The following is a 20,595-nucleotide window of genomic DNA, read 5'->3' as shown; positions in this document are numbered from 1 at the left end:
GCTTCAGTCGGCCTGGTTGGCGCCGAAGTTGGTCAGCGACTTGCGCTGCAGCTGCTGCTTGGCGGTCTGGCCCGTGTTCTTCACGTCCTCGTTACCGGCCAGGGCCTCGGCGGAGGCGCCGAAGAGCTTGCGGATGTTGTTGCCGAACAGGGTGATGACGCCGATCGCCGCGATGGCGATCAGGGCCACGATGATGATGTACTCGGTCATACCCTGACCACGGCGCTTGCCCAGCTTCTTCAGGTTCTTCTTGGTGGCGATCATGGAATCTCCGGGGGTGGCAGGTGGCGGGGGTCAGCCACCAACGACGATGTGCAACCTACATGGGTCCCCACCGCACCTCCATCCGTCATCGGGAGGATGATCGCACTTCCCTCGGATTCCATGGACCCGCCGTCTGGCGGACTTCCATGACGGCCGAAATGTTACCTGGCGGACAGCCAGGCGCCCTTCAGGGCAACCCCCGGGGGGCCCAGAGCGCCAAGTATCGGATTCTAAAGGAGAACCCCAGCCCCCGGAGGGGACATCCGGGATGTCGATTCGTTATGTTTCGCACCTGCCCATGAACCTCCACTTGCTGCAAGCCGTCCAGATCTCATGGTCCCCCAGCCTGCGAGTGACTCGCGTCGTGGGAGATGGTGAGAGCGCGCTGCATCGCCCCGCCCCGGAGTTGATGGAGCGGCCGCTCCACGTGGTGCTGGGAACCACCCCGGAGAAGGTCCGGCAGTTGGATGCCCTGGCCCGCGAGGACCGGCGGGCCGTGGAGTTCCTCTATGGCTCGCTCGGCGGGGGAGATCCGGTGCCCCTGCGGCTGACGCTCGTCATGGAGGAGGGCGAGGCCAGCGCCGTCATCGTGGACCTGCGCACCCTGATGGAGGGCGCGCCGCCGGTGCAGCTCTCGGGGCTGGCCTCGCAGCTGAGCCACGAGCTGCGCAACCCGCTCAGCTCGGTGAAGATGGCGGTGCAGACGCTGGCGCGCAACACGGGCCTGTCCGAGAGGGACCAGCGCCGGCTGACCATCGCCAACCGGGAGATCCGCACCCTGGAGCGGATGCTCTGGCAGCTGTCCGAGTACGGCCGGGGCACCACGCCCAACCTGGAGCAGCACGCCCCGCGCACCCTCGTGCAGGAGGCCATGGCCATGGTGGCCCCGGAGCTGACCGAGCGCCGCGTCGAGATACAGATAGACGAGGCACCGGACGTGCCCAAGGTCCGGGTGGACGCGGGCAGGCTGCGGCCGGTGCTGGCCCAGGTGCTGCTCAACGTGGCCATGGGGATGTCATCGGAGGGGGGCACCGTGAAGGTGGCCATCCGCCCCGGCTCCGAGGGCCGGGTGGTGATGGAGCTCGTGGAGCCCGGCGGCCTGCAGCCCGAGGAGAAACGGGAATCGATCTTCAAGCCGTACGAGTGCCACCTCGCGCGAGGTGCCGGACTGTCGCTGGCGGCCCTGCGCCGCGTGCTGCAGCACCAGGGGGGTGACGCCTCCGCCGAGACGGCTCCCGGGACCGGCACCGTGTTCACGCTCACCTTCGCCGCCTGAGGAACATGGAGACGCTTCTCATCGTCGACGACGACCTCTCGCTGCTCGAGTCCTTGAAGATGCACTTCGAGGACATCGAGCACGATGGCGCTCCGCGCTACCAGGTGGTGACGGCCACCCGCGCCTCCGAGGCGCTCCGGGTCGCGCAGGAGGTCATGCCGGGCGTCGTCATCCTCGACATGAAGCTCCCGGACCGCACGGGCCTGGACATCATCGAGGAGATGAAGAGCCTGTGCGGTGACGCGCGCATCATCCTCGTCACCGCCTTCCATGACATGGAGACGACCATCCGGGCCATGAAGGCCGGAGCGTTCGACTACATCCACAAGCCCTTCCCGGACCTGACGGCCCTGGACATCGTGGTGTCCCGCGCCCTGGAGTACCGGCAGCTGTCGCGCCGGGCGGCCACGGTGAACGTGGAGACCGCGGCGGCGCGCCTGGGGGACATCGTCGGCACCAGCCCGTCCATGCAGCAGCTGGTGAAGGAGATCGGCAAGGTGGCCGCCAGCCGCGCCACCGTCCTCATCCACGGCGAGAGCGGCACCGGCAAGGAGCTCATCGCCCGCGTCATCCACAACTACTCCTACGACGAGCCCAAGCCCTTCATCGGCATCAACTGCTCGGCCATCGTGGACACGCTGCTGGAGAGCGAGCTGTTCGGCCACGAGAAGGGCGCCTTCACCGGCGCCAACGCCGTCAAGCCCGGCAAGTTCGAGATGGCCGAGGACGGCACCATCTTCCTGGACGAGATCGGCGACATGTCGCTGATGCTCCAGGCCAAGCTGCTGCGCGTCCTCCAGGAGCGCGAGTTCGAGCGCGTGGGCGGCGTCAAGCGCATCAAACTGCGCGCCCGCGTCATCGCCGCCACCCACCGCACCCTGGTGGACGAGGTCGCCTCCGGCCGTTTCCGCGAGGACCTCTACCAGCGCCTCAAGGTCATTACCCTGCAGCTCCCCCCGCTGCGCGAGCGCCGGGACGACATCCCCTCGCTGGTGCACCACCTGCTGGAGCGCATCAACGAGAAGGTGCACAAGCGCGTCACCCGGGTGCCGCCCGAGGTGTTGGATCACCTCATGCGCCTGCCCTGGCGGGGCAATGTGCGGGAGCTGGAGAACGTCCTGACGCGCGCGGTGGTGCTCGCCCCCGGCGAGGTGCTGCTGAGCGACAACCTGCCCGCGCTCGATACCACCGAGCCCGACCATGGGGGGGCCCCCGTCAACGGCCACCCCGTCCACGGCAACGGACACGCCCTGCCCGACTTCCTGGTCGCCCAGATCGATGACCCCAGCCGCATCCCCACCCTGGAGGAGGCGGAGCGGATGCTCATCGAACTGACCATGACGGTGACCAAGGGTCACAAGGGCAAGACGTGCCAGATCCTCGGCATCAGTCGCCCCACCCTGGAGCGCAAGCTCCAGAAGTACGGTGTGCGACAGGATCAGCCGGTTTGAGCGTCAAAGGACGCCTTCCGGACATTGTCACCCGGCCAACAACTGCCCGCACGAATTGAACGAAACGTTCACGTTGATCAGACTGTTTGAACGTTCTGTTTCAGGTTTCGGACACTCGGAAGGTGAGAAACGGGGAGTGTAGCGCCAAGTAGCCGTCATTGCAGGGTTTTTCAGGACTTGGGAGAAGCGTTCGGGTTGGCACAAAGCTTGGAAAGGGACTGTTCCGTCCGCAGCACAGCAACCCAACTTTCAACCGCCTGCAGGAGTGCCCACATGCACGGTTTCAATCGTCCCCTCGGTCCCATCGGCTCCAACGTCGTTGCTCCCATCCAGACCACCAGCTCCGGGATGCTCGTCACGGCCAACAAGCTGATCCCCGGCCAGGAGGCGATCGACTTCAAGGGCTACTTCAAGGTCGAGAGCTTCCCGCACAACTCGGTCATCTACCGCCCGGGCGACACGACGGACCGCGTGTACCTGCTCAAGAGCGGCCGGGTGCGCCTGATGCGGCTGGGCAAGAACAGCTCGCGCTCGGTGGTGAGCATCCTACGCCCGGGCGACCTGTTCGGCGAGCTGTTCCGTCCCGAGGGCACGCCGGTGGAGGAGATGGCGATCGCCTCCGGTGAGGCCGAGGTGTGGAGCATCGAGGGCCGCGACTTCCGCGCGCAGCTCGAGGCCCGGCCGGCCCTGGCGGTGGACGTGGTTCGCGCCTACGCCGAGCGCGTGCGCTCGCTGCGCAAGCGCGTGCTGGGCCTGACCTTCAAGGAAGTGCCGGCCCGTCTGGCGGACACCCTGCTCACCCTGGCCGAGGCCCACGGCGAGCGCTGCCCGCACGGCGGCGAGACGGACCTGCGCGGGATTACCCAGCAGGATCTGGCGGACCTGGTGGGCGCGTCCCGCTCGTTCGTGTCCACGCTCATCAACGAGATGAAGCGCGACGGCGTGCTGGGCAACGTGGGCCGCATCCTCTGCATCCGCGACCAGAAGGCGCTGCGCAAGCTGGCCTCGAAGGAGAAGTGATTCGGCCTTGGAGCGGTTGTCTTCCCGGTTGAGCGGGCACGACACCCGAGAGCCCCGGCAGCCACCCGTTCCCACGGGTCTGGCGCCGGGGTTCGCCATTTTCCGGGCCCCGCGAGCGTGTCCGGGCTTGCCCTGTCCGCCCGGGCGACCCAGCATGCGCGCGCCCGTGACCACTCCCCAGCCCGAGTCCTCCTCCCCGCATCGCACGTACACCGAGCGCCGCGCCGCCGCCGAGGCGGAGCTGAAGCGGTTGGACGATGTCAGCGCCCGCTACGCCAACCTGCGCGCCCTGGTGTTCCTCTCGGGAGCGGCGGTGGCGGGGCTCGTCCTGTTCCACCGGCTGCCGAAGACATGGTGGTGGGCGGCGGGAGCGGCGTTCGCCGGCTACCTCGTGCTGGCGGTGCTGCACCACCAGGTGTTCCTGCGCGAGGAGCGGCAGCGGCTGTACGTGCAGCTCAACGAGCGGGGGCTGGCGCGGCTGACGCGGGGCTGGCACGACTTCGCCGAGCGGGGGGAGCGCTTCCTGACGGGCTCGCACCTGTACGCGGCGGATCTGGACGTCTTCGGGCAGGGCAGCGTCTTCCAGCTCATGAACGAAACGGCGACGCGGGCGGGCGAGGAGCGGCTCGCGGCGTGGCTGTCCTGGCCGGCGCAGGCGGAGGCGGTGAGGGCGAGACAGGGAGCGGCGCGGGAGCTGGTGCCGCGGGTGGAGTTCCGCCAGGACGTGTGCGTGGAGGCGCGCACGGTGGCGAAGGAGAAGGCGGACCCGGGCCTGTTCATCCAGTGGGCGGAGAGCGGGCCGTCGCTCACGAGCATCCGGTGGGCGAGGCCGGTGGCGGTGGTGCTGCCGCTGGTGACGCTGACGCTGATGGTGCTGGGCAGCTTCGACGTGGTGCACGGGCGGGCGTGGTGGGCGGGCGTGCTGGTGCAGCTGGCGGTGGTGAGGGCGACGCGGGGTCCGCTGCGCGCGATGGAGGAGAAGATGAGCGCGGGCGAGCACGGCTTCGTGCGCTACGCGCCCATCTTCGAGCGGGTGGAGCGGGAACGTTTCGAGCACCCGGAGTTGAGGCGGGTGCAGGCGGGGATGCAGCACGAGGGAGAGCCGCCGGTCTCCACGCACCTGAAGCGCTTCAGCTGGCTGTACTCGTTCGTGGAGTTCAAGCGGCACCAGTTCCACCCCATCGTGCACCTGTTCACGCTGTGGGACGTGCACGCGCTGTTCGCGCTGGAGCACTGGAAGGCGCAGCACGCGGCGCGGGTGCGCGGCTGGTTCGAGGCGCTGGCGGAGCTGGAGGCGCTCTCGTGCCTGGCGGGGCTGGCCTTTGATCGACCGGGCTTCACGTGGCCGACGCTGGAGGCGGACGGGCCGAAGGTGAAGACGGTGGGGGTGGGCCACCCGCTGCTGGACGAGCCGGTGCTGAACGACGTGGAGCTGCCGGGGCCGGGAAGCGCGCTGCTGCTGACGGGCTCGAACATGTCGGGGAAGACGACGCTGCTGCGAGCGGTGGGGCTGAACACGGTGCTCGCGCTGGCGGGAGCGCCGGTGTGCGCGAAGGGCTTCTCGGTGTCACCGCTGCAGGTGCTGACGAGCATGCGGGTGAAGGACTCGCTGGAGCGGGGCGTATCGTACTTCTACGCGGAGGTGCAGCGCATCAAGGCGGTGCTGGACGCGGCGGCGGCGGCGAAGGGACACGCGATGTTCCTGCTGGATGAAATCCTCCTCGGGACGAACACGCGGGAGCGGCAGATCGCCTCACGGGAGGTGCTGCGGCTGCTGCTGGCGACAGGAGCGATCGGGGGGGTGACGACGCACGACCTGTCCCTGGCGAGCCTGGCGGAGGAGCACGGCGGGAAGGTGGTGAACATGCACTTCCGTGACCACCTGGAGAACGGAAAGATGGTGTTCGACTACCAGCTGAGGCCGGGGGTGGTGGACACGACGAATGCGTTGCGGGTGCTGCGGATGGCGGGAGTCCCGGTGGAGGACCCGGAACAAGCCAATATCCCCTCGCCCCCCGGGAGAGGGACGGGGTGAGGGTGCCCGTCCCCGTTCTCACACCCCGTGCGCCCCCCGAGGTCACAACCAGTTATCCGGAATACGCGAGCGCTGAAGGTCCCGCAGTCCCTCGGTGAGCAGAGGAGACAACCGCTGTGCCTCCAAGGGCCGGGGATTCCGCCGGCCGAGCTCCGCCTCGAAGGAGCGAATGAGCGCCAGCGCCTCCTTGCGGCCGAGCCGTGAGAAATCAGGAACCCGCAACCCGAGCGCCGAGAACCCCCGCTGGATGCTGGCCCGGTGCGTCTCCTGAAAACGAGCTGCGACATTGCCATAGAAGAGCAGCCGGAGGGTCTGATCCCGCGCGCGCTCGAGCCCGAGCCGCTCGGAGGCGGAAACCTCGGGCCGGCCCAGCAGGGCCTGGAGGGTGTTGTAGTGCTCCCGCAGCGGGCCGTGCTGGGTCTCGCGCACCACCACAGCCCCCTGGAAATAGCGCTCGAACGTCACCTGCCCCGCGGAGAACCGGGCACGCAGATCGGCGGGACTGGCGCGCACGGTGGCGGTCTGGTGCCCGCCCAGACGCGACCACACCGCGAGGTTCTCCCCCTTGCGCAACCCCCGGAGCACATCCGGCCGGAGCGAATCCACGGCGCCGCGAGTCGCCTTCTCCCAACGGGCCAGATGCGCCGTGGCGCCGGAGAAGGTACCGGGAGCACTGCCGTCGTAGGCCCACATCGTCCGGAGGTTGGGGAAGAGCTCCCCCCAGGCCTCCATCGTGGCCTCGCCACCGTTGTAGCAAGCGGCGAGGCACAGGTCCTCGACCCCCGCCGCCGCCCTGGGCATGGCCGCCGCGAGCCGGGCGAAGTCCCGCCGGGTGAGCACCCCGTTCACGAAACTCCCCTCCTCGCCCCACAGGCTCGTGCCCCCACTGTGCCCGGAGAGCACGAGGCGCGTGTGGATCACCCCACCCTTCTCCGCCCGGGCCCACACCTGGGCCAGCTGTGCCAGCTCGTCACGGGCGTCCTCGCCGGCACTGGCGATGGCCGCCGCCACCTGTTGCCCCTGGGCGAGCGGCAGCCCCAGGGTGGCCACGAAGCTCCGGATGCCATCAGGGGTCCGCAGATCATGGACCCGCATCGCGCCATCCGGGCCGCTGGCCCGCACCTGATCATTCTGGAAGGAGTCCCGGACGGTGGTCACCCGGGCGCTGGGGTTGGACTTCTGGAGGGCCTCGGCCTCCGCCTGGACGTGCGGGTTCATCCCGAGCACGAGGGTGTCATCGTTCCGCCGCGAGCCTACGCTGTTCGTGGTCATGCCCGCGGACAGGGCAAGTCACGGGCCACGGCGGCACGCCGTCATTCCGAGCCCTTGCGAGACACGGCCGCCCCGGAGGTGTCCCGAAGCGCGCATGACATCCGAGGCCCGAGACAGTTCATCCACTGCTCGCTGCCCGGTGAACCCACGATGCCAGTGAACACGAAGGCCCCTCCCGGCGTGAGCCCGGAGAGGCCTCGTGATGGATGGAACCCGGGGACCCGATACCCTCACCCCGACCCTCTCCCGAGGGGGAGAGGGAGGGATGGGGCGGTCTGGGATGACTACTTCGCCAGCTCGACGAGGGCCGCGGCGCCCATGCCGCCGCCGATGCACATCGTCACCACGCCGTAGCGGCCGTTGCGGCGCTTCAGCTCGCGCAGGATGGTGGCCACCAGACGCGCACCGGACACGCCCAGCGGGTGACCCAGCGCGATGGCGCCGCCGTTCGGGTTCGCCTTGTCCAGCGGAATCCCCAGCTCGCGGATGCAGTGCAGCGCCTGCGCCGCGAAGGCCTCGTTCAGCTCGAAGACGTCGATGTCCTCGACCTTGAGGTTGTTCTTCGCCAGCAGCTTCTTGACCGCGGGCACCGGGCCCACGCCCATGATCTCCGGCGGCACACCGGCCACCTGGTAGTCCAGGAAGTAGCCGAGCGGCTTCACGCCCAGCTGCTGGGCCTTCTCCTCGCTCATCACCACCGCGGCGGCCGCGCCGTCCGTCAGCGGCGACGCGTTACCGGCCGTCACCACGCCCTTCTGGTTGAAGGCGGGGCGCAGCTTGGCCAGGCCCTCCAGCGTGGTGTCCGGACGCAGGATGGTGTCCACCGAGACCGTCACCTGGTGCGCCTTGCCGTCCTCGTCGAAGACGGTGGTGGTGACGGGGAAGATCTCCTCCTTGAACTTGCCCTGCTCGCGCGCGGTGGCGGCCCGGCGCTGGCTCTCGTAGGCGAACTTGTCCGCGTCCTCGCGCGACACGCCGTAGCGCGAGGCGATGTTCTCCGCGGTGGCGCCCATGGAGGTGTAGACCTCCGGGTACTTCTCCATGATCTCCGGGTTGGCGCTCACCTTGTTGCCACCCATGGGGACCATGGTCATGGACTCGGTGCCACCGGCCACGGCGACCTGCATCATCCCCGCCTTGATGGCCTGCGCCGCCTGGGCGATGGACTGCGTGCCCGACGAGCAGAAGCGGTTGATGGTCATCCCGGGCACGGTGTCCGGCAGGCCGGCCAGCAGGGCGGCGTTGCGCGCCACGTTCATCCCCTGCTCCGCCTCCGGCATGGCGCAGCCGAGAATCACGTCCTCGACGTCCTCGGGCTTGAGGCCGGGGACCTGGGCCACGGCCTCCTTGATGGCGAGGGCCGCGAGCGTATCGGGCCGGGTGTCCTTGAACTCTCCCTTGTGCGCGCGGGTGAACGGGGTGCGCACCGCGCTGGCAATCACGACTCGAGCGGACATCTGTCTGTCTCCTCGCCCGGGGAGCGACCCCCGGGCTTTAGAATCTCGAAACTCAGTGGATGACTTGGAAACTGGCCTAACGCCGCCGCCTCAGTTGCGCAGCGGCTTGCCCTTCTCGAGCATGTGCATCAGCCGGTCCTGGGTCTTCTCCTCGCCGCACAGGCTGAGGAACGCCTCCAGCTCCAGCTCCAGCAGCCGCTCCTCGGTGACGAGCACCTGCGGGCTGGTGTCGCCGCCCGTCAGCACGCGCGCCAGCTTCTGGGCGATCTTCCGGTCGTGCGCGGACACCTGGCCATTGAGCTCCATGTCGTAGAGCATCATGTCGATGGTGGCGTAGCCGCTGGAGCCGGGCAGGCGGAAGCGCGTGGGGCGCGGCGCGCGGAAGCCCGCGTTGGCCATGCCGAGCACCCGCTGCTTGGCGTCCGACAGCAGGAAGTCGCGGTTGGCGCTGATGCCGTCGTTGGCGTTGAGGAAGCCCAGCTCGCGCGCCTCCTCGGCGCTGGTGGCCACCTTCGCGGTGCCGATGGACAGGAACACCTTCTTGATGAAGGGGAAGGCGTCGAAGTCCTTGTCCGCCGAGTACGCGCCGTACACGTTGCGCAGCAGCTGCATGGTGCCGCCGCCGCCGGGGATGAGACCCACGCCCACCTCGACGAGGCCCATGTACAGCTCGGCCGAGGCCTGGATGGCGTTGCCGCCCATGGCCGACTCGGCGCCGCCGCCGAGCGTCAGGTTGAAGGGCGCCGTCACCACCGGCACCGGGCTGTAGCGCATGCGCTGGTTGGCCGCCTGGAAGCCCGACGCCATCTTGCGGATGGTGTCGAACTCGCCGTTCTTCGCGCCCCACAGCAGCGCCATGATGTTGGCGCCCGCAGAGAAGTTCGCCCCATCGTTGCCGATGACCAGGCCCCGGAAGTTCTTCTCCGTCTCGTCCAGGGCCGTGTTCATCATCGCGATGATGTTGTCGTCGATGGAGTTCATCTTCGAGTGGAACTCCAGCAACGTCACCCCATCGCCCATGTCCCAGAGCGTGGCGCTGTCATTGCCGGTGATCTTCTTGTTGCCGCGCTTGAGGTACTCCACGCGCGCCGTGCGGGCGTTCTCCGGCACCACCTTCACGGACTTGCTGGGGATGTCCCAGTACGTGTCCTTGCCGTTCTCCACGCCGTAGAAGGACGTGCGGCCCTTGGCGAGCATCTCCTCCACCCAGGGCGCGGCCTTGAGGCCCAGCTCCTTCATCCGCTCCAGGCCCTTCTTCACGCCGTAGGCATCCCAGGTCTCGAAGGGCCCCAGGTCCCAGGCGAAGCCCCAGCGCATGCCGCGGTCGATGTTGACCACGTCATCGGCGATCTCCGGAATCCGGCGGCTGGCGTAGGCGAGCACGTCGAGGGTGATCCGCTCGGCGAACTTCGCGGCCTTGTCCTGGCCGTTGAGCACCGTGGCCACGCGCTCGCGCACGTCCTCCACTTCCTTGGCGGCGCCCAGCGACTCGTAGCGCACCTTGCCCTGCGGCCGGTACTCCAGCGTCTTCAGATCCAACGCGAGGATGTCCTTGCCGCCCGCGCTCTTGTCCTTCTTGTAGAAGCCGCCGCCGCTCTTGTCGCCGAGCATGCCCTTGGCGACCATCTTCTGGAGGAACTCGGGAGCGGCGAACACGTCACGCTCCTCGTCCTGGGTGAGCGTGTCGTAGCAGTTCTTCGCCACGTGGCTGAAGGTGTCCAGGCCCACGATGTCCGCGGTGCGGAACACGGCGGACTTGGGGCGGCCCATGGCGGGGCCGAAGATCTTGTCCACCTCCTCGATGGACAGCTCCGCCTTCTGCATCTCCGAGATGGTGCGCATCATCCCGTAGGTGCCCACGCGGTTGGCGATGAAGTTGGTGGTGTCCTTGCCGTAGACGATGCCCTTGCCGAGCACCTCCTCGCCAAAGCGGTGGATGCTCTTCACCACCTCGGGGTCCGTCTCCGGGCCCGCCACCAGCTCCAAGAGCTTCATGTAGCGGACGGGGTTGAAGAAGTGGGTGACGAGGAAGTTCTTGCGGAAGGCGGCGCCGCGGCCCTCCAGCATGCCCTTGATGGACAGGCCCGAGGTGTTGGAGCTGATGATGGCGTCCTTGCGCGCGTGCTGCTCCACCTTGGCGAACAGGGCCTGCTTGACGGCCATGTCCTCCTTCACCACCTCGATGACCCAGTCACACTCGGCCAGCCGGCCGAGGTCGTCCTCGAAGTTGCCCACCTCGATGGCCGTGAACACCTGCTCGGACACGATGGGGCTGGGCTTCTGCTTGCGCATGTTCGCCAGGGCGCCCTGGGCGAACTTGTTCTTGAAGGCCTTGGAGGCCGTGTCCTCACCCGGCGCCGCCTTGGGGGGAACGATGTCCAGCAGGAGGGCTCGCACGCCCGAATTGGCCAGGTGCGCGGCGATGCCGCTGCCCATCACGCCCGCGCCCAGAACTGCCACTTTGCGGATCCGCATCGTCATCGAAAGAGGCTCCCGAATTCAAAAAGGGTGGCACCAGACATTGCGCCGGTTGATTCAAAAGTCAACCGGCTCTTGAAGCCCCAGTCCCGGGCCGGTGGAGGGTAAGGTGCGAGCCCCCATGGCCCGACCCGATCCGCACTCGTACAACGACGACACCCAACCCGAGACCGAGCGCCTCACCTGGAAGGCGCGCGTGGACTTCCGCACGCGCCGGCTGCACGCGGAGGCCACCCTCACCCTGAAGGAAGCATCCGCCGGCCCGTTGGATCTGGACACGCGGGAGTTGGAGATCCGCTCGGTGGTGGACGCTCAGGGCAAGCCCCTGCCCTACCTGCTGTCGCCGCCCGAGCCCATCCTGGGCAGCCGCCTGAGGGTGGAGCTGCGCCCGGGGACGAAGCAGCTGACCATCCGCTACCGGACATCCCCGAAGGCGAGCGCGCTGCAGTGGCTGACGCCGGCCCAGACGGCGGGAGGCCAGTACCCGTACCTCTTCAGCCAGTGCCAGGCCATCCACGCACGCTCGGTGGTGCCGCTCCAGGACACGCCGCGCATCCGCATCCGCTACCAGGCGGAGCTGACGGTGCCCAAGGAGCTCAAGGCGGTGATGGCGGCGGGCTTCGTGGGGCGCGAGGAGCAGGGCGTGGAGGCGCAGGAGCGCTACGAGATGCCCCAGCCGATTCCGCCCTATCTGCTGGCCTTCGCGGTGGGGCGGCTGGCGGCGAAGGAGCTGGGGCCGCGCTCGCGCGTGTGGGCCGAGCCCGAGGTGCTGGAGGAGGCGGCCGAGGAGTTCGAGGACGTGGACTCCATGCTGCGCGCGGCGGAGGAGCTCTTCGGTCCGTATGACTGGGAGCGGTTCGACCTGCTGACGATGCCGCCGTCGTTCCCGTACGGGGGCATGGAGAACCCGCGGCTGACGTTCCTGACGCCCTCGCTGCTGGCGGGGGACAAGAGCCTGGTGAGCGTGGTGGCGCACGAGCTGGCGCACTCGTGGACGGGCAACCTGGTGACGAACGCAACGGCCGAGCACTTCTGGCTGAACGAGGGCTTCACCGTGTTCGCCGAGCGGCGCATCGTCGAGGCGCTCTACGGGGAGGACGTGGCCAAGCTGCACGCGGCGCTGGGCCGGCGCGTGCTGGAGGACGCGATCCATCACTTCAAGGCGCATCCGCGGCTCACCGCGCTGCGCACGCACCTGGCGGGCGTGGATCCAGACGAGGCCTTCTCGCAGATTCCCTACGAGAAGGGATTCCTGTTGCTGAGGGCGCTGGAGGACGCGGTGGGCCGGCCGGCGTTCGACGCCTTCCTGAAGCGCTACCTGGAGGCGCACCGGTTCCAGGCGCTGACCACGGAGCAGTTCACGGCGTTCGTGGAGAAGCACCTGCCGGGGGCGCTGGCGAAGGTGGACGCGGAGGCGTACCTGGACAAGCCGGGCATTCCGGGCAGCGCGCCGGTGCCGCGCTCGGAGCGCCTGGAGCGCATGGCGGGCTACAAGGGCAAGGTGCCCACGAAGGACGAGGTGGAGAAGTGGACGCCGGCGGAGTGGCAGCTCTACCTCCAGTCCCTGTCGCAGGGGACGTCGAAGGACACGTTCCGGCAGTTGGACGATCGCTTCCAGCTGACGAAGAGCCAGAACGCGGAGGTGCTGGTGTCGTGGCTGACGGTGTCGCTGCGGGCGGGCTGGGCACCGGCGCTGGGACGCACGGAGGCCTTCCTGGGCGAGGTGGGGCGCATGAAGTACCTCAAGCCGCTGTACGGGGCGCTGGCGAGCACCACCGAGGGCAAGGCGCTGGCGCGCAGCCTGTTCAACCGCTACGCCGAGCGCTACCACCCCATCGCCCGAGCCGCGGTCGAGTCCATCCTCAACCGCGCGTAGCCGCGAGGCTCTTGGAGGCGGTGGGTTCGATTCCCGCCGCCTCCACCAAAAGTTCCCCGCCGCTCTGAGCCGAGCCTACTCCTAACGAGGATGCGCGACTCGCCTTGGGGTACACGCCGGCCCAGGCCGTCCTCCCAGGAGGGGTGCGGCAGGGGACCTGGGCCTCTTGGCTGTCTTGAGCCTCAACACCACGCGGCCTGGGGTATCCCTCGCGCTGGGGCCAGACGCGCACCTGCCATGGGCAATCCCAGGTGCTCCAAAATCGCGCGCACCCCTCTCGCTTGCTTCACGACAGCATCGACACACTGCCACGGGTCCTCCACCCTTAATTGAGCGCGTGACCGTCACGCTGCCGGCTCACCCTCTCAAGGGAGTGAAGCTGCCGGTCGTCCGGTTCATTCGCAGCCAGGACGGCCGACGCTACATACGCCAGCACCCGCCGCCTGCCTCCACACCTGACGCAGGTGAACACGTCCACCGCGAATGTCCTGCGCAGCAGCCCCGCGAAAGTCTACTGGCGGCGTCCTCTCCTTCCTCCGCTCCTGCCTCGCTCCTGCCTCAGGCGCCACGCTCGCCTCCTCTGCTACTTCCTGGGGGCGCGTCACGCTCCTCTCCTCCGCTCCTGCTTGGGGGAGCACGCAGCCACGACGCGCCCTACGAGGTCTTGCTCCAGAAGCCCGGGTACGAATACTGTCATCCACAATGCACGCCGAGCCAACCGTGGATGCGAAGTTCGAGGCCCATTTTTCCCGTCTCGTACAAGATCGAAAGCCTTTCGAGCGGGGTGGGACGGCGATTGTATTCGGCAAGGCACGCAACGCGCGTACGGTGCTCGAGAACGGGGCGTCGAAGGTCTTTCTCTTCCTCGAAGAGTCTCATGGCCGGCTCACGTCGGAGGCGGAGCGGTCTCTCGGAGAGCTGGTCGGGTCGGGGAAGGTCACCGTGCTCCCCGGCTTTCGAGATGTATTCGGCAGCAATGTCGTCACCGAGTCCATCAGCGCCGTGGTCTTCTCGGCAACGCCCTGGGAGTGGTGTACGGAGGGACGCATTCGCAACATCTTGTCCTTCCTGGCTCCGGTGCTCCTCCCGACAGCACTCGTGGTGCGAGCGGGGAACGGAATCAGGCCTGACGTGATCATCGACTGGAGGAAGGAAGTCGACGCCGGGTTTGCCGCGCAACCGAGCGGACTATTGCACTGGCTCATGTGGCAAATACCCGCGCTCTACCGGTTCTCGGGCGACTGGCACCTTTCGGCTGGGGAGCCAACCCTTTCGGATGCGTTCGACCGCAGTCTTCTCCCTCGAGCCGGGCGTGCATACGATCTCGGTTGCGGAATAGGGAAGAACTCGCAGCTCCTGTGCCGGGCGGGCCTCGATGTCGTGGGCATTGACCGGGCGGATCTCGCGATTCGAGTGGCGTCTACCCATGCGGAGCGCGAAGGGATGAAGGTGCGGTTCGTCTGCGGTGACGTTCTGGACGGATCGTTTTACGACAAGCCCGCATCGCTCGTGGTCGACCGGGGTTGCTTCCACTGCCTTCTTCCCGCGCAGAGACTCCGCTATCTAGACAGGGTGTGGAATGCTCTGGAGCCAGGGGGCATGTTGTTCCTCCAGGTGTTCGCCGGCGAGTTCCAGGCCAGCATCAACGTGTCATCCTTCTCCGAGGCCGAGCTTCGGAGGCTCTTCGAGCCGGGCTTCGAGTTTCTCGAGGTACGTCGCGCTCCGTACGTTGGATTGCCCACAGGGTCCTATGTCGCAATCATGAGGAAGCGCGTTTCTCCGGCCTCCCCTCATTGGATCAGCGAGAAGGAGAGTGCCGAAATAGGTCTGGGCTGCTCAACGCTCGAAGAGCCCGGTGCTGAGCTGGTCAGGGTGATTCCCCCATGGCTCCACCCTTGGCTCTGGATGAAGCTGCGCTGGCCCGCGGGAACGCTCTGGGGGCGGATCGCGATCACCGCTCCCAGCTCCGTGGTTCTGGATGCCCTGGTGGAAGAGGCCTCCCTCAGAGTCTGGTACCATCAGGACTTCCGGATGAGCGCAGGCGCCGGTGTGTTCCAGGTCGACGGCGTTCCGCACGCCATGCGCGTTCATCGGGTTGACGATAGAACGGTGGAATGGCGATTCGAACAGCCTCACGGGTTGCGTGGCTCTTCCGTGCGGATTCAAGTGGGCGATGGTTCGAATGGCCGCTCCATCGTGAGCGTAGGCCACGCTTTGAACTCTGTTCGGTCAGGAAGGCCCTTCGTCAAATCTCCTGTGCTTGGCTGGCGGCACGCACTCGAGAGACTCAAGTCCCACGTGACCGCACGCGTTGATGCATAGGGGCCCGTGGTGGCGTGGTGGTGTCAAAGAAGTCGAAATGCGGGACTCGAACGCGAACGAGACTCGGCGTAGACGGGTGAACCTCGCGGCCTCCAAGTCTTTCCGAGGAGTTGCGGCTGGCCCGCGGGGTGCATCGACCTCGCGGACGGTGCGGAGGGAGAGGGGATGGGCTGGCCGCTGAGGATGTTCCAGGAGGAGGGCTACTACTTCGTCACATCCAGGTGCTACCAGGGACGGCTGCTGCTGCGTCCCAGCGTGGAGATGAACGAGGTGGTGGGGGGCGTGCTGGCACGAGCCGTCCAGCAGAGTGCGGGCAGCGTACGGCTGCACGCCTTCACCTTCGCCTCCAATCACTTCCACCTGTTGGTATGGGCACGGGGGGCCGCGCTCGCCTCCTTCATGCAGTACCTGCGCGCCAACCTCTCCAGGAAGGTGGGGCGCCTGGTGGACTGGAGTGGCGGCTTCTGGGAGAGGCTCGTGAGCTTCACTCAGCAGAACGGATTGCGCCTCCTTGAGGTCGGCGCGACTCGTCCGATCTGTCCCTCCTGCGCGGCTGCCATCGAGGGAGCAGGAGCGGTCCCCGTGACGCCGCTGAAGGTGCCGTGATCATGTTCCGCTTGGATTCGATCTCTCCCGATCTGGCCATGAGGAAGGCGATGAAACAAAGAGGCCGGATGTGCTTCGGCTCTTCTCGAAGGCTCGAGCAGCTTCCGCTCTCGGGTTCGCCCTCTCCGAGGACCCCGGACAGCTCCACGAGGCGCTCTACGAAGCGCTTGCGGCAGTGGACGATGCCACTGAAGTCATCCGGCCGGTGGCGGAGGCGCTCCAGAGCTGACCAAAGCCCGGGGAGGGTGTCAGAGGATTCGAGTCGGACGATGCGCTTTACGAATCGTCTGACACCTTCTCCGGTGTGACCCCTTCGGCTCTTCTGCCCGGAACGGCTTGGAGCTGGCGCACGGGCAGGTCGAGCTGCTGCACGGCGCTCTCCCGGGCCTCGGGCGCGAGGTGGGCGTACCGCATGGACATCTCGATGGTCGCATGGCCCATCAGCGCCTGGATGACCTTGAGAGGGACACCCCGCATGGCGAGGTGGCTGCCGTAGGTGTGCCTCACCCCTCCTGCTCCCTTCCCGTACGCCAACACCCTTAAGCCTGCCTCCACACCTCAAGCACGCGAACACATCCAGGGCTTTCCGTCCTGCGCAGCAGCCCGGCCTGGTCCAAACGGGGTGTGGGCTCCCTCCTCCGCTCCTCCACCGTCGCGGCAAAGGCGGGGCTCTCCTCCTCCAGCCCCGGCTCCGCCCCTGCTTGAGGGAACCTCGTAGCCCAGGGTGTGCACCAACCGCCCGAGCTCGGCGAGGTCCGCGGCGTGTTCGGTGTCGGAGACGCCGGGGAGCTGGACGCCCACCAACACGGCGAGAGGGCGCGGGGAAGAGGATGGCGACATGCCACCCTCGTATCACGTCGGGCCGGAACCGGCCCGAGCGCACCCGTCGCCGCGCTCGGGTCCCCTCCAGAGATGTGCCCGGCCGGGAGGAGGCCTGGCTTCCAGGCATCCTCCGGCGCCGCGAGGCTCCCGGGCGCTACGGCACGGTGAGCAGCCCACTGAGGGCTTCCGCGTAATAGTGCGGCCACTGGAGCAGGTACGGCGCGCTCTGGACCGAGTGGCCCGGCTGCTGGTGGGCGGTGATGCTCATGAAGTAGTGCTTGCCGGACCGCAGGAGACCGGGCGGAACCTGCACGCGGGTGCCCCCCGTCAGCACCCGTCCCACGCCGGAGCCGCGCGAGAGGCGACCCGTGGCGGGGTTGTAGACGAGCTCGGTGAAGCGGACCTCGTAGTGCGTCGGGGTGCCCACCGCGGGCGGCGTCCACGAGACGAGCGGCGTGGGATGGATGGACTGGTCGAGCCAGGCGCTCGCGCCGTCCAACTGGGGCTCGCGGACCGGGCTCACCCCCGGCACCAGCGGCTCGACCCGCGGGCCGCTCACCAGCTCACGGGTGACGATGCGGCCGTTGACGGTCGTTTGGGCCGTCCCGCCCTCCGGCTTGGAGAACGTGTAGGGCACGAAGAAGAGCGTCTCCGCACCGAGGAACTTCGCGTAGCTCGCCGGAAACGGGTTGCCGTAGACGAATTGGAACGAATGATCCGGCTGGCCGCCAGACGAGACGTACGACACGAGGTCCGGCGTGGACGCATAGGAGCCGTGGGCCGCCGTGGGGATCACGTCCAGGTAGAAGCTGTTGTAGTTGAGGAGCGCGTGGGGGTTCACCGCCGTGCGGTAGCTCCCGAACGAGCCCGGAGTGCCCTCGTCCACCTTCCAGTCCACCGCGTAGCTCTGGTCCTGCGGCACGGAGGAGAGCACGCCATAGACGTTCGAGGTCTGGCCGTCACGCACGGTCAGGCTCGAGGTGATGAAGACCCTCGCGACGGACTGATAGGTGAACCCCATCGAGACGCCGGCATCATCGACGACTCCCGCGTCATGCGTGGAGAGTTGGGTGAAGACGGCCGTGTCCCCCTTGGCCGCATCCACCAGCTTCGGGGGGAAGCCGTTCCCCGCGAGGCGCCCATAGTCGGTCAGCTGGTCGAACGTGGTGTCGCCGGGGTCGGGAATGGCCGGGCTGTTGAGGCCGCCATTCGTATCGTAGAAGTGCAACTGGATGAACCACGCACCCGCGTTCGACGAGTACATCTGGAGGTCGTCCGAGTTGCCGCTGTGATCGTTCTGCCACGGGCGCATGCCGGTCAGCGTGGTGTGCACCAGCGTCCCGGCGTCGCCGCGCTGCACGTCCGGGCGGCCCTGCTGGTAGGTGGACAGGTCGGGTTCGCGCTCCGAGGTGAGCACGTAGTCGTTGCCGAACCGCAGGTAGTAGCTCTGGAGCGGGACGCCCGGGATGGAGAAGGTGCCCGCGTCGGTGCCCGTGCCCGCGTAATAGGTGAAGCCGCCATCCTCCTCGGCGACGTACGCCCCCACCTGGGCGCTGGAGAGGTCGGACGGCCGCGCCACCTCCCCGGTGTCGGTGACGTAGTGCAACGTCCGGGTGCCGGCGACCTGGGGAGGCAGGATCTCGAAGGTCTCGCTGGTGGCGCCGTTCAGGCCCGAGGCGCTGGCGGAGAGCGCATAGCCGGTGCCCACCTTGTCGATGTGGAGGGAGAAGGTGGCCACGCCCTGGGTGGCGTTCACCGTGGTGGTGCCGAGCAGCTCGCCACCGGCCGGATTGGCCGCGAGGCCCAGCGTCACGGCGGCACTGGAATCCGAGAGCGCATTGCCCTGCGCATCCCGCACGGTGACGCTCACGGTGAGCGGGGAGCCCGCGGGGGTGTTCGAGGGCTGGGTGGTAAAGGCCAGGCTGGCCTCCTCCTCCGGCTGCGTCTGTTCCCCCGGGCATCCGAACAACACCAACGCGGCGAGCGCCAGCCCGCATATCGACTGCATCTTCATCTGTCCCCCCCTCTTGGGAAATGTCGGGCCGCACCATCTCAGGCCCGCAGTGGCGAGGTCAATGAAACCGTTGACGCAGCTTCGCGCCCAGCTCGGCGTATAGGCAGGATAGAGGCCGTGTTGAGGGGGAGGGCTGGTGCAGAGGGGCCAAGGAGGGCCGAGGACGACCCAGGTGCTCCAGAATCGCTCTCACCCCTCCTGCTCACTTCACGGCCCGCCAACACCCTTAAGCCTGCCTCCACACCTCGAGCACGCGAACACATCCAGGGCGAACGTCCTGCGCAGCAGCCCGGCCTGGTCCAAACGGGGTGTGGGCTCCTTCCTCCGCTCCTCCACCGTCGCGGCAAAGGCGGGGCTCTCCTCCTCCAGCCCCGGCTCCGCCCCTGCTTGAGGGAGCAGAAATGGACGCACTTTCGCGCCTGGGGCAAAGACGCCGTGGAACCTCGTCAGGTTTGCCCTCGGAGGAGGCACCAGGCTGGCCAGCCGGCGGAGCAGCGTAAGCCCGGTGAAGAGCAGATGCGTCGTGCCGTCCGGCAGCGGGCGCTTCATGCGGTAGGCGATGCGGCCATCCTCCGCTCGTGACAAACGCTCCAGTGCCAGCGCACCGCGTGCTCCGTAGCGGCATAGCCGCTCCAACCCGTGCCTGTCGTTCGCATGCAGGTGCGTATTGGCGTGCAGGGAGAATCCCTCCAGGAAGGCGCACCGGGGCTGTTTTCGGGGAGGGAGCCGCACATCCACCTCCGTCCAGCGCATCCGCTGCTGCAGGGAGTGCGCCTGAGCACCCGGTGCCGCACCACCCGCAGCAGTCGCTCCACCTCTGCTTGCGTGGGCGGAGGCAACGGCTCGAAGCGCACGCCGCCCTCCCGCGGCAGGAAAACACCGTCCGGCACCAGCGAGTGGAAGTGCGGTGTCACCTGCAACGCCGAGCCGAAGAACTGGATGAACGACACGGCCCCGACCTGCCCACGACGGATACCCTGCCTCCGCGCTCGCCGACGTTGTAGGGCGAACACCGCGCGCAGGAAGACGGTGAGGACGTCCGAGAGCAGTCTTACGTCCTTGAGCAGCACCCAGCGCACCCGATGCGGAAAGGACAGCGTCCACTGCCGGTAGGGCACGCGCGGCAGCACCTGCTCCACCAGATGCACCGCCGTCACCTGCGCCCGCTTCGCGCTACAGGAGGGGCACACCCCTCGTCCCTTGCACGAGAAGGCGACGAGCAGTTCGTCCTTGCAACTCTCGCAGCGCACCCGCGCGAAACCGTGCGCCAGCACTCCGCACTCCAGGTACCTGGCGAAGTCCCGCTCCACGTACCGGGGCAGGGCACACGCTACCGCCAGGCTCCCACGAGACTCCGCCAGGCCCGCTCTGGGAGTGGAGGCGGCAGGTTCGATTCCCGCCGCCTCCACTTTTTTACGCCGTGCTTATGGGTGGTTGGCATTGTGCAGGTCGACCCGTGCGGCGGCTGCCGACCAGTCGTTCAGCCACCCCAAGTAATGTGAATCAGCTGCGGGAGACCATGTGTGCGCGGAGGCGGAGCGCTTCCCCGAAATGGGAAAGATTGAGCCTGCCCCGGTTTTGTGGACACACCTCATAAGTCGGCTACACGGGAGGTAGTGTTCATGGAGCGAAGGAAGAGGCGGAGTTTCACCCCGGAGTACAGGGCCGATGCGGTCCGACTGGTGCGCGAGGGCAGCAAGAG

The 20,595-nt window shown here is 67.8% G+C and carries 16 protein-coding genes; 8 read left to right on the top strand and 8 right to left on the bottom strand.

Annotation, left to right across the window (positions count from 1 at the left end; all coding sequences use genetic code 11):
• Positions 1-3 precede the first annotated feature (3 nt).
• The gene (locus VFZ09_RS30330; RefSeq protein ID WP_329731186.1) at positions 4-264 is read right to left on the bottom strand and encodes a hypothetical protein; all 261 of its coding nucleotides are present in this window, start codon (positions 262-264) and stop codon (positions 4-6) included.
• Between the two features lie 298 nt (positions 265-562).
• Between VFZ09_RS30330 and VFZ09_RS30325 the strand changes: the two genes are divergently transcribed.
• The 4 genes from VFZ09_RS30325 to VFZ09_RS30310 all read left to right on the top strand — a co-directional run bounded on the left by VFZ09_RS30325 (position 563) and on the right by VFZ09_RS30310 (position 6,046).
• The gene (locus VFZ09_RS30325) at positions 563-1,540 is read left to right on the top strand and encodes a HAMP domain-containing sensor histidine kinase (protein ID WP_329731207.1); all 978 of its coding nucleotides are present in this window, start codon (positions 563-565) and stop codon (positions 1,538-1,540) included.
• A 5-nt stretch (positions 1,541-1,545) separates the two neighbouring features.
• Complete coding sequence (locus VFZ09_RS30320; protein WP_329731185.1) at positions 1,546-2,991, top strand: sigma-54 dependent transcriptional regulator; 1,446 nt, start codon at positions 1,546-1,548, stop codon at positions 2,989-2,991.
• A gap of 273 nt (positions 2,992-3,264) precedes the next feature.
• Positions 3,265-4,011 (top strand): Crp/Fnr family transcriptional regulator MrpC, encoded by a 747-nt coding sequence (mrpC, locus tag VFZ09_RS30315; protein ID WP_043411430.1) that lies wholly within the window; start codon positions 3,265-3,267, stop codon positions 4,009-4,011.
• Positions 4,012-4,165: 154 nt separating this feature from the next.
• On the top strand, positions 4,166-6,046 hold the full coding sequence (locus VFZ09_RS30310; protein WP_329731184.1) for a MutS-related protein: 1,881 nt from the start codon (positions 4,166-4,168) through the stop codon (positions 6,044-6,046).
• A 42-nt stretch (positions 6,047-6,088) separates the two neighbouring features.
• Here the strand turns inward: VFZ09_RS30310 and VFZ09_RS30305 are convergent, their stop codons facing one another.
• The 3 genes from VFZ09_RS30305 to VFZ09_RS30295 form a co-directional block, all read right to left on the bottom strand.
• Positions 6,089-7,318 carry a hypothetical protein gene (locus VFZ09_RS30305; protein ID WP_329731183.1) on the bottom strand — a complete coding sequence of 410 codons (1,230 nt, stop codon included), beginning with the start codon at positions 7,316-7,318 and terminating at the stop codon, positions 6,089-6,091.
• Between the two features lie 284 nt (positions 7,319-7,602).
• Positions 7,603-8,775: a thiolase family protein gene (locus tag VFZ09_RS30300; RefSeq protein WP_329731182.1), complete on the bottom strand. Its 1,173-nt coding sequence runs from the start codon at positions 8,773-8,775 to the stop codon at positions 7,603-7,605.
• A 90-nt stretch (positions 8,776-8,865) separates the two neighbouring features.
• A complete protein-coding gene (locus VFZ09_RS30295; protein WP_329731181.1) occupies positions 8,866-11,256 on the bottom strand; it encodes a 3-hydroxyacyl-CoA dehydrogenase/enoyl-CoA hydratase family protein in 2,391 nt (796 codons plus the stop codon).
• 118 nt (positions 11,257-11,374) lie between these two features.
• Here VFZ09_RS30295 and VFZ09_RS30290 point away from each other — a divergent pair, with 118 nt between their 5' ends.
• The 4 genes from VFZ09_RS30290 to VFZ09_RS30275 all read left to right on the top strand — a co-directional run bounded on the left by VFZ09_RS30290 (position 11,375) and on the right by VFZ09_RS30275 (position 16,286).
• Entirely contained in the window at positions 11,375-13,129 is a 1,755-nt protein-coding gene (locus VFZ09_RS30290) for a M1 family metallopeptidase (protein WP_329731180.1), read from the top strand.
• Positions 13,130-13,849: 720 nt separating this feature from the next.
• The gene (locus VFZ09_RS30285; RefSeq protein WP_329731179.1) at positions 13,850-15,451 is read left to right on the top strand and encodes a class I SAM-dependent methyltransferase; all 1,602 of its coding nucleotides are present in this window, start codon (positions 13,850-13,852) and stop codon (positions 15,449-15,451) included.
• 165 nt (positions 15,452-15,616) lie between these two features.
• Positions 15,617-16,057 (top strand): hypothetical protein, encoded by a 441-nt coding sequence (locus tag VFZ09_RS30280; RefSeq protein WP_329731178.1) that lies wholly within the window; start codon positions 15,617-15,619, stop codon positions 16,055-16,057.
• Positions 16,058-16,127: 70 nt separating this feature from the next.
• Complete coding sequence (locus VFZ09_RS30275; RefSeq protein ID WP_329731177.1) at positions 16,128-16,286, top strand: hypothetical protein; 159 nt, start codon at positions 16,128-16,130, stop codon at positions 16,284-16,286.
• A 47-nt stretch (positions 16,287-16,333) separates the two neighbouring features.
• On the opposite strand, the gene VFZ09_RS30270 is transcribed toward VFZ09_RS30275, so the two are convergent.
• The 4 genes from VFZ09_RS30270 to VFZ09_RS30255 form a co-directional block, all read right to left on the bottom strand.
• Positions 16,334-16,564, bottom strand: a complete 231-nt coding sequence (locus tag VFZ09_RS30270; protein ID WP_414640764.1) for a tyrosine-type recombinase/integrase — start codon at positions 16,562-16,564, stop codon at positions 16,334-16,336.
• Between the two features lie 469 nt (positions 16,565-17,033).
• Entirely contained in the window at positions 17,034-18,893 is a 1,860-nt protein-coding gene (locus tag VFZ09_RS30265; protein WP_329731176.1) for a hypothetical protein, read from the bottom strand.
• A gap of 207 nt (positions 18,894-19,100) precedes the next feature.
• On the bottom strand, positions 19,101-19,529 hold the full coding sequence (locus tag VFZ09_RS30260) for a transposase (protein ID WP_414640763.1): 429 nt from the start codon (positions 19,527-19,529) through the stop codon (positions 19,101-19,103).
• Positions 19,439-20,167: a transposase zinc-binding domain-containing protein gene (locus tag VFZ09_RS30255; protein ID WP_329731175.1), complete on the bottom strand. Its 729-nt coding sequence runs from the start codon at positions 20,165-20,167 to the stop codon at positions 19,439-19,441. The genes VFZ09_RS30260 and VFZ09_RS30255 overlap by 91 nt, the downstream gene beginning before the upstream one ends.
• Positions 20,168-20,595: the final 428 nt, after the last annotated feature.

Origin of the sequence: Archangium sp., assembly GCF_036277355.1 — a bacterium.
Lineage (GTDB): Bacteria > Myxococcota > Myxococcia > Myxococcales > Myxococcaceae > Archangium.
This window is presented reverse-complemented; position numbering and strand designations above follow the sequence as displayed.

Excerpts from the sequence above, each read along its gene's own strand:
- VFZ09_RS30320 (WP_329731185.1), top strand. The coding sequence starts at position 1,546 with ATGGAGACGCTTCTCATCGTCGACGACGACCTCTCGCTGCTCGAGTCC.
- VFZ09_RS30305 (WP_329731183.1), bottom strand. The coding sequence starts at position 7,318 with ATGACCACGAACAGCGTAGGCTCGCGGCGGAACGATGACACCCTCGTG.
- VFZ09_RS30265 (WP_329731176.1), bottom strand. The coding sequence starts at position 18,893 with ATGAAGATGCAGTCGATATGCGGGCTGGCGCTCGCCGCGTTGGTGTTG.
- VFZ09_RS30310 (WP_329731184.1), top strand. The coding sequence starts at position 4,166 with ATGCGCGCGCCCGTGACCACTCCCCAGCCCGAGTCCTCCTCCCCGCAT.
- VFZ09_RS30300 (WP_329731182.1), bottom strand. The coding sequence starts at position 8,775 with ATGTCCGCTCGAGTCGTGATTGCCAGCGCGGTGCGCACCCCGTTCACC.
- mrpC (WP_043411430.1), top strand. The coding sequence starts at position 3,265 with ATGCACGGTTTCAATCGTCCCCTCGGTCCCATCGGCTCCAACGTCGTT.
- VFZ09_RS30330 (WP_329731186.1), bottom strand. The coding sequence starts at position 264 with ATGATCGCCACCAAGAAGAACCTGAAGAAGCTGGGCAAGCGCCGTGGT.
- VFZ09_RS30325 (WP_329731207.1), top strand. The coding sequence starts at position 563 with ATGAACCTCCACTTGCTGCAAGCCGTCCAGATCTCATGGTCCCCCAGC.
- VFZ09_RS30295 (WP_329731181.1), bottom strand. The coding sequence starts at position 11,256 with ATGACGATGCGGATCCGCAAAGTGGCAGTTCTGGGCGCGGGCGTGATG.
- VFZ09_RS30290 (WP_329731180.1), top strand. The coding sequence starts at position 11,375 with ATGGCCCGACCCGATCCGCACTCGTACAACGACGACACCCAACCCGAG.
- VFZ09_RS30280 (WP_329731178.1), top strand. The coding sequence starts at position 15,617 with ATGGGCTGGCCGCTGAGGATGTTCCAGGAGGAGGGCTACTACTTCGTC.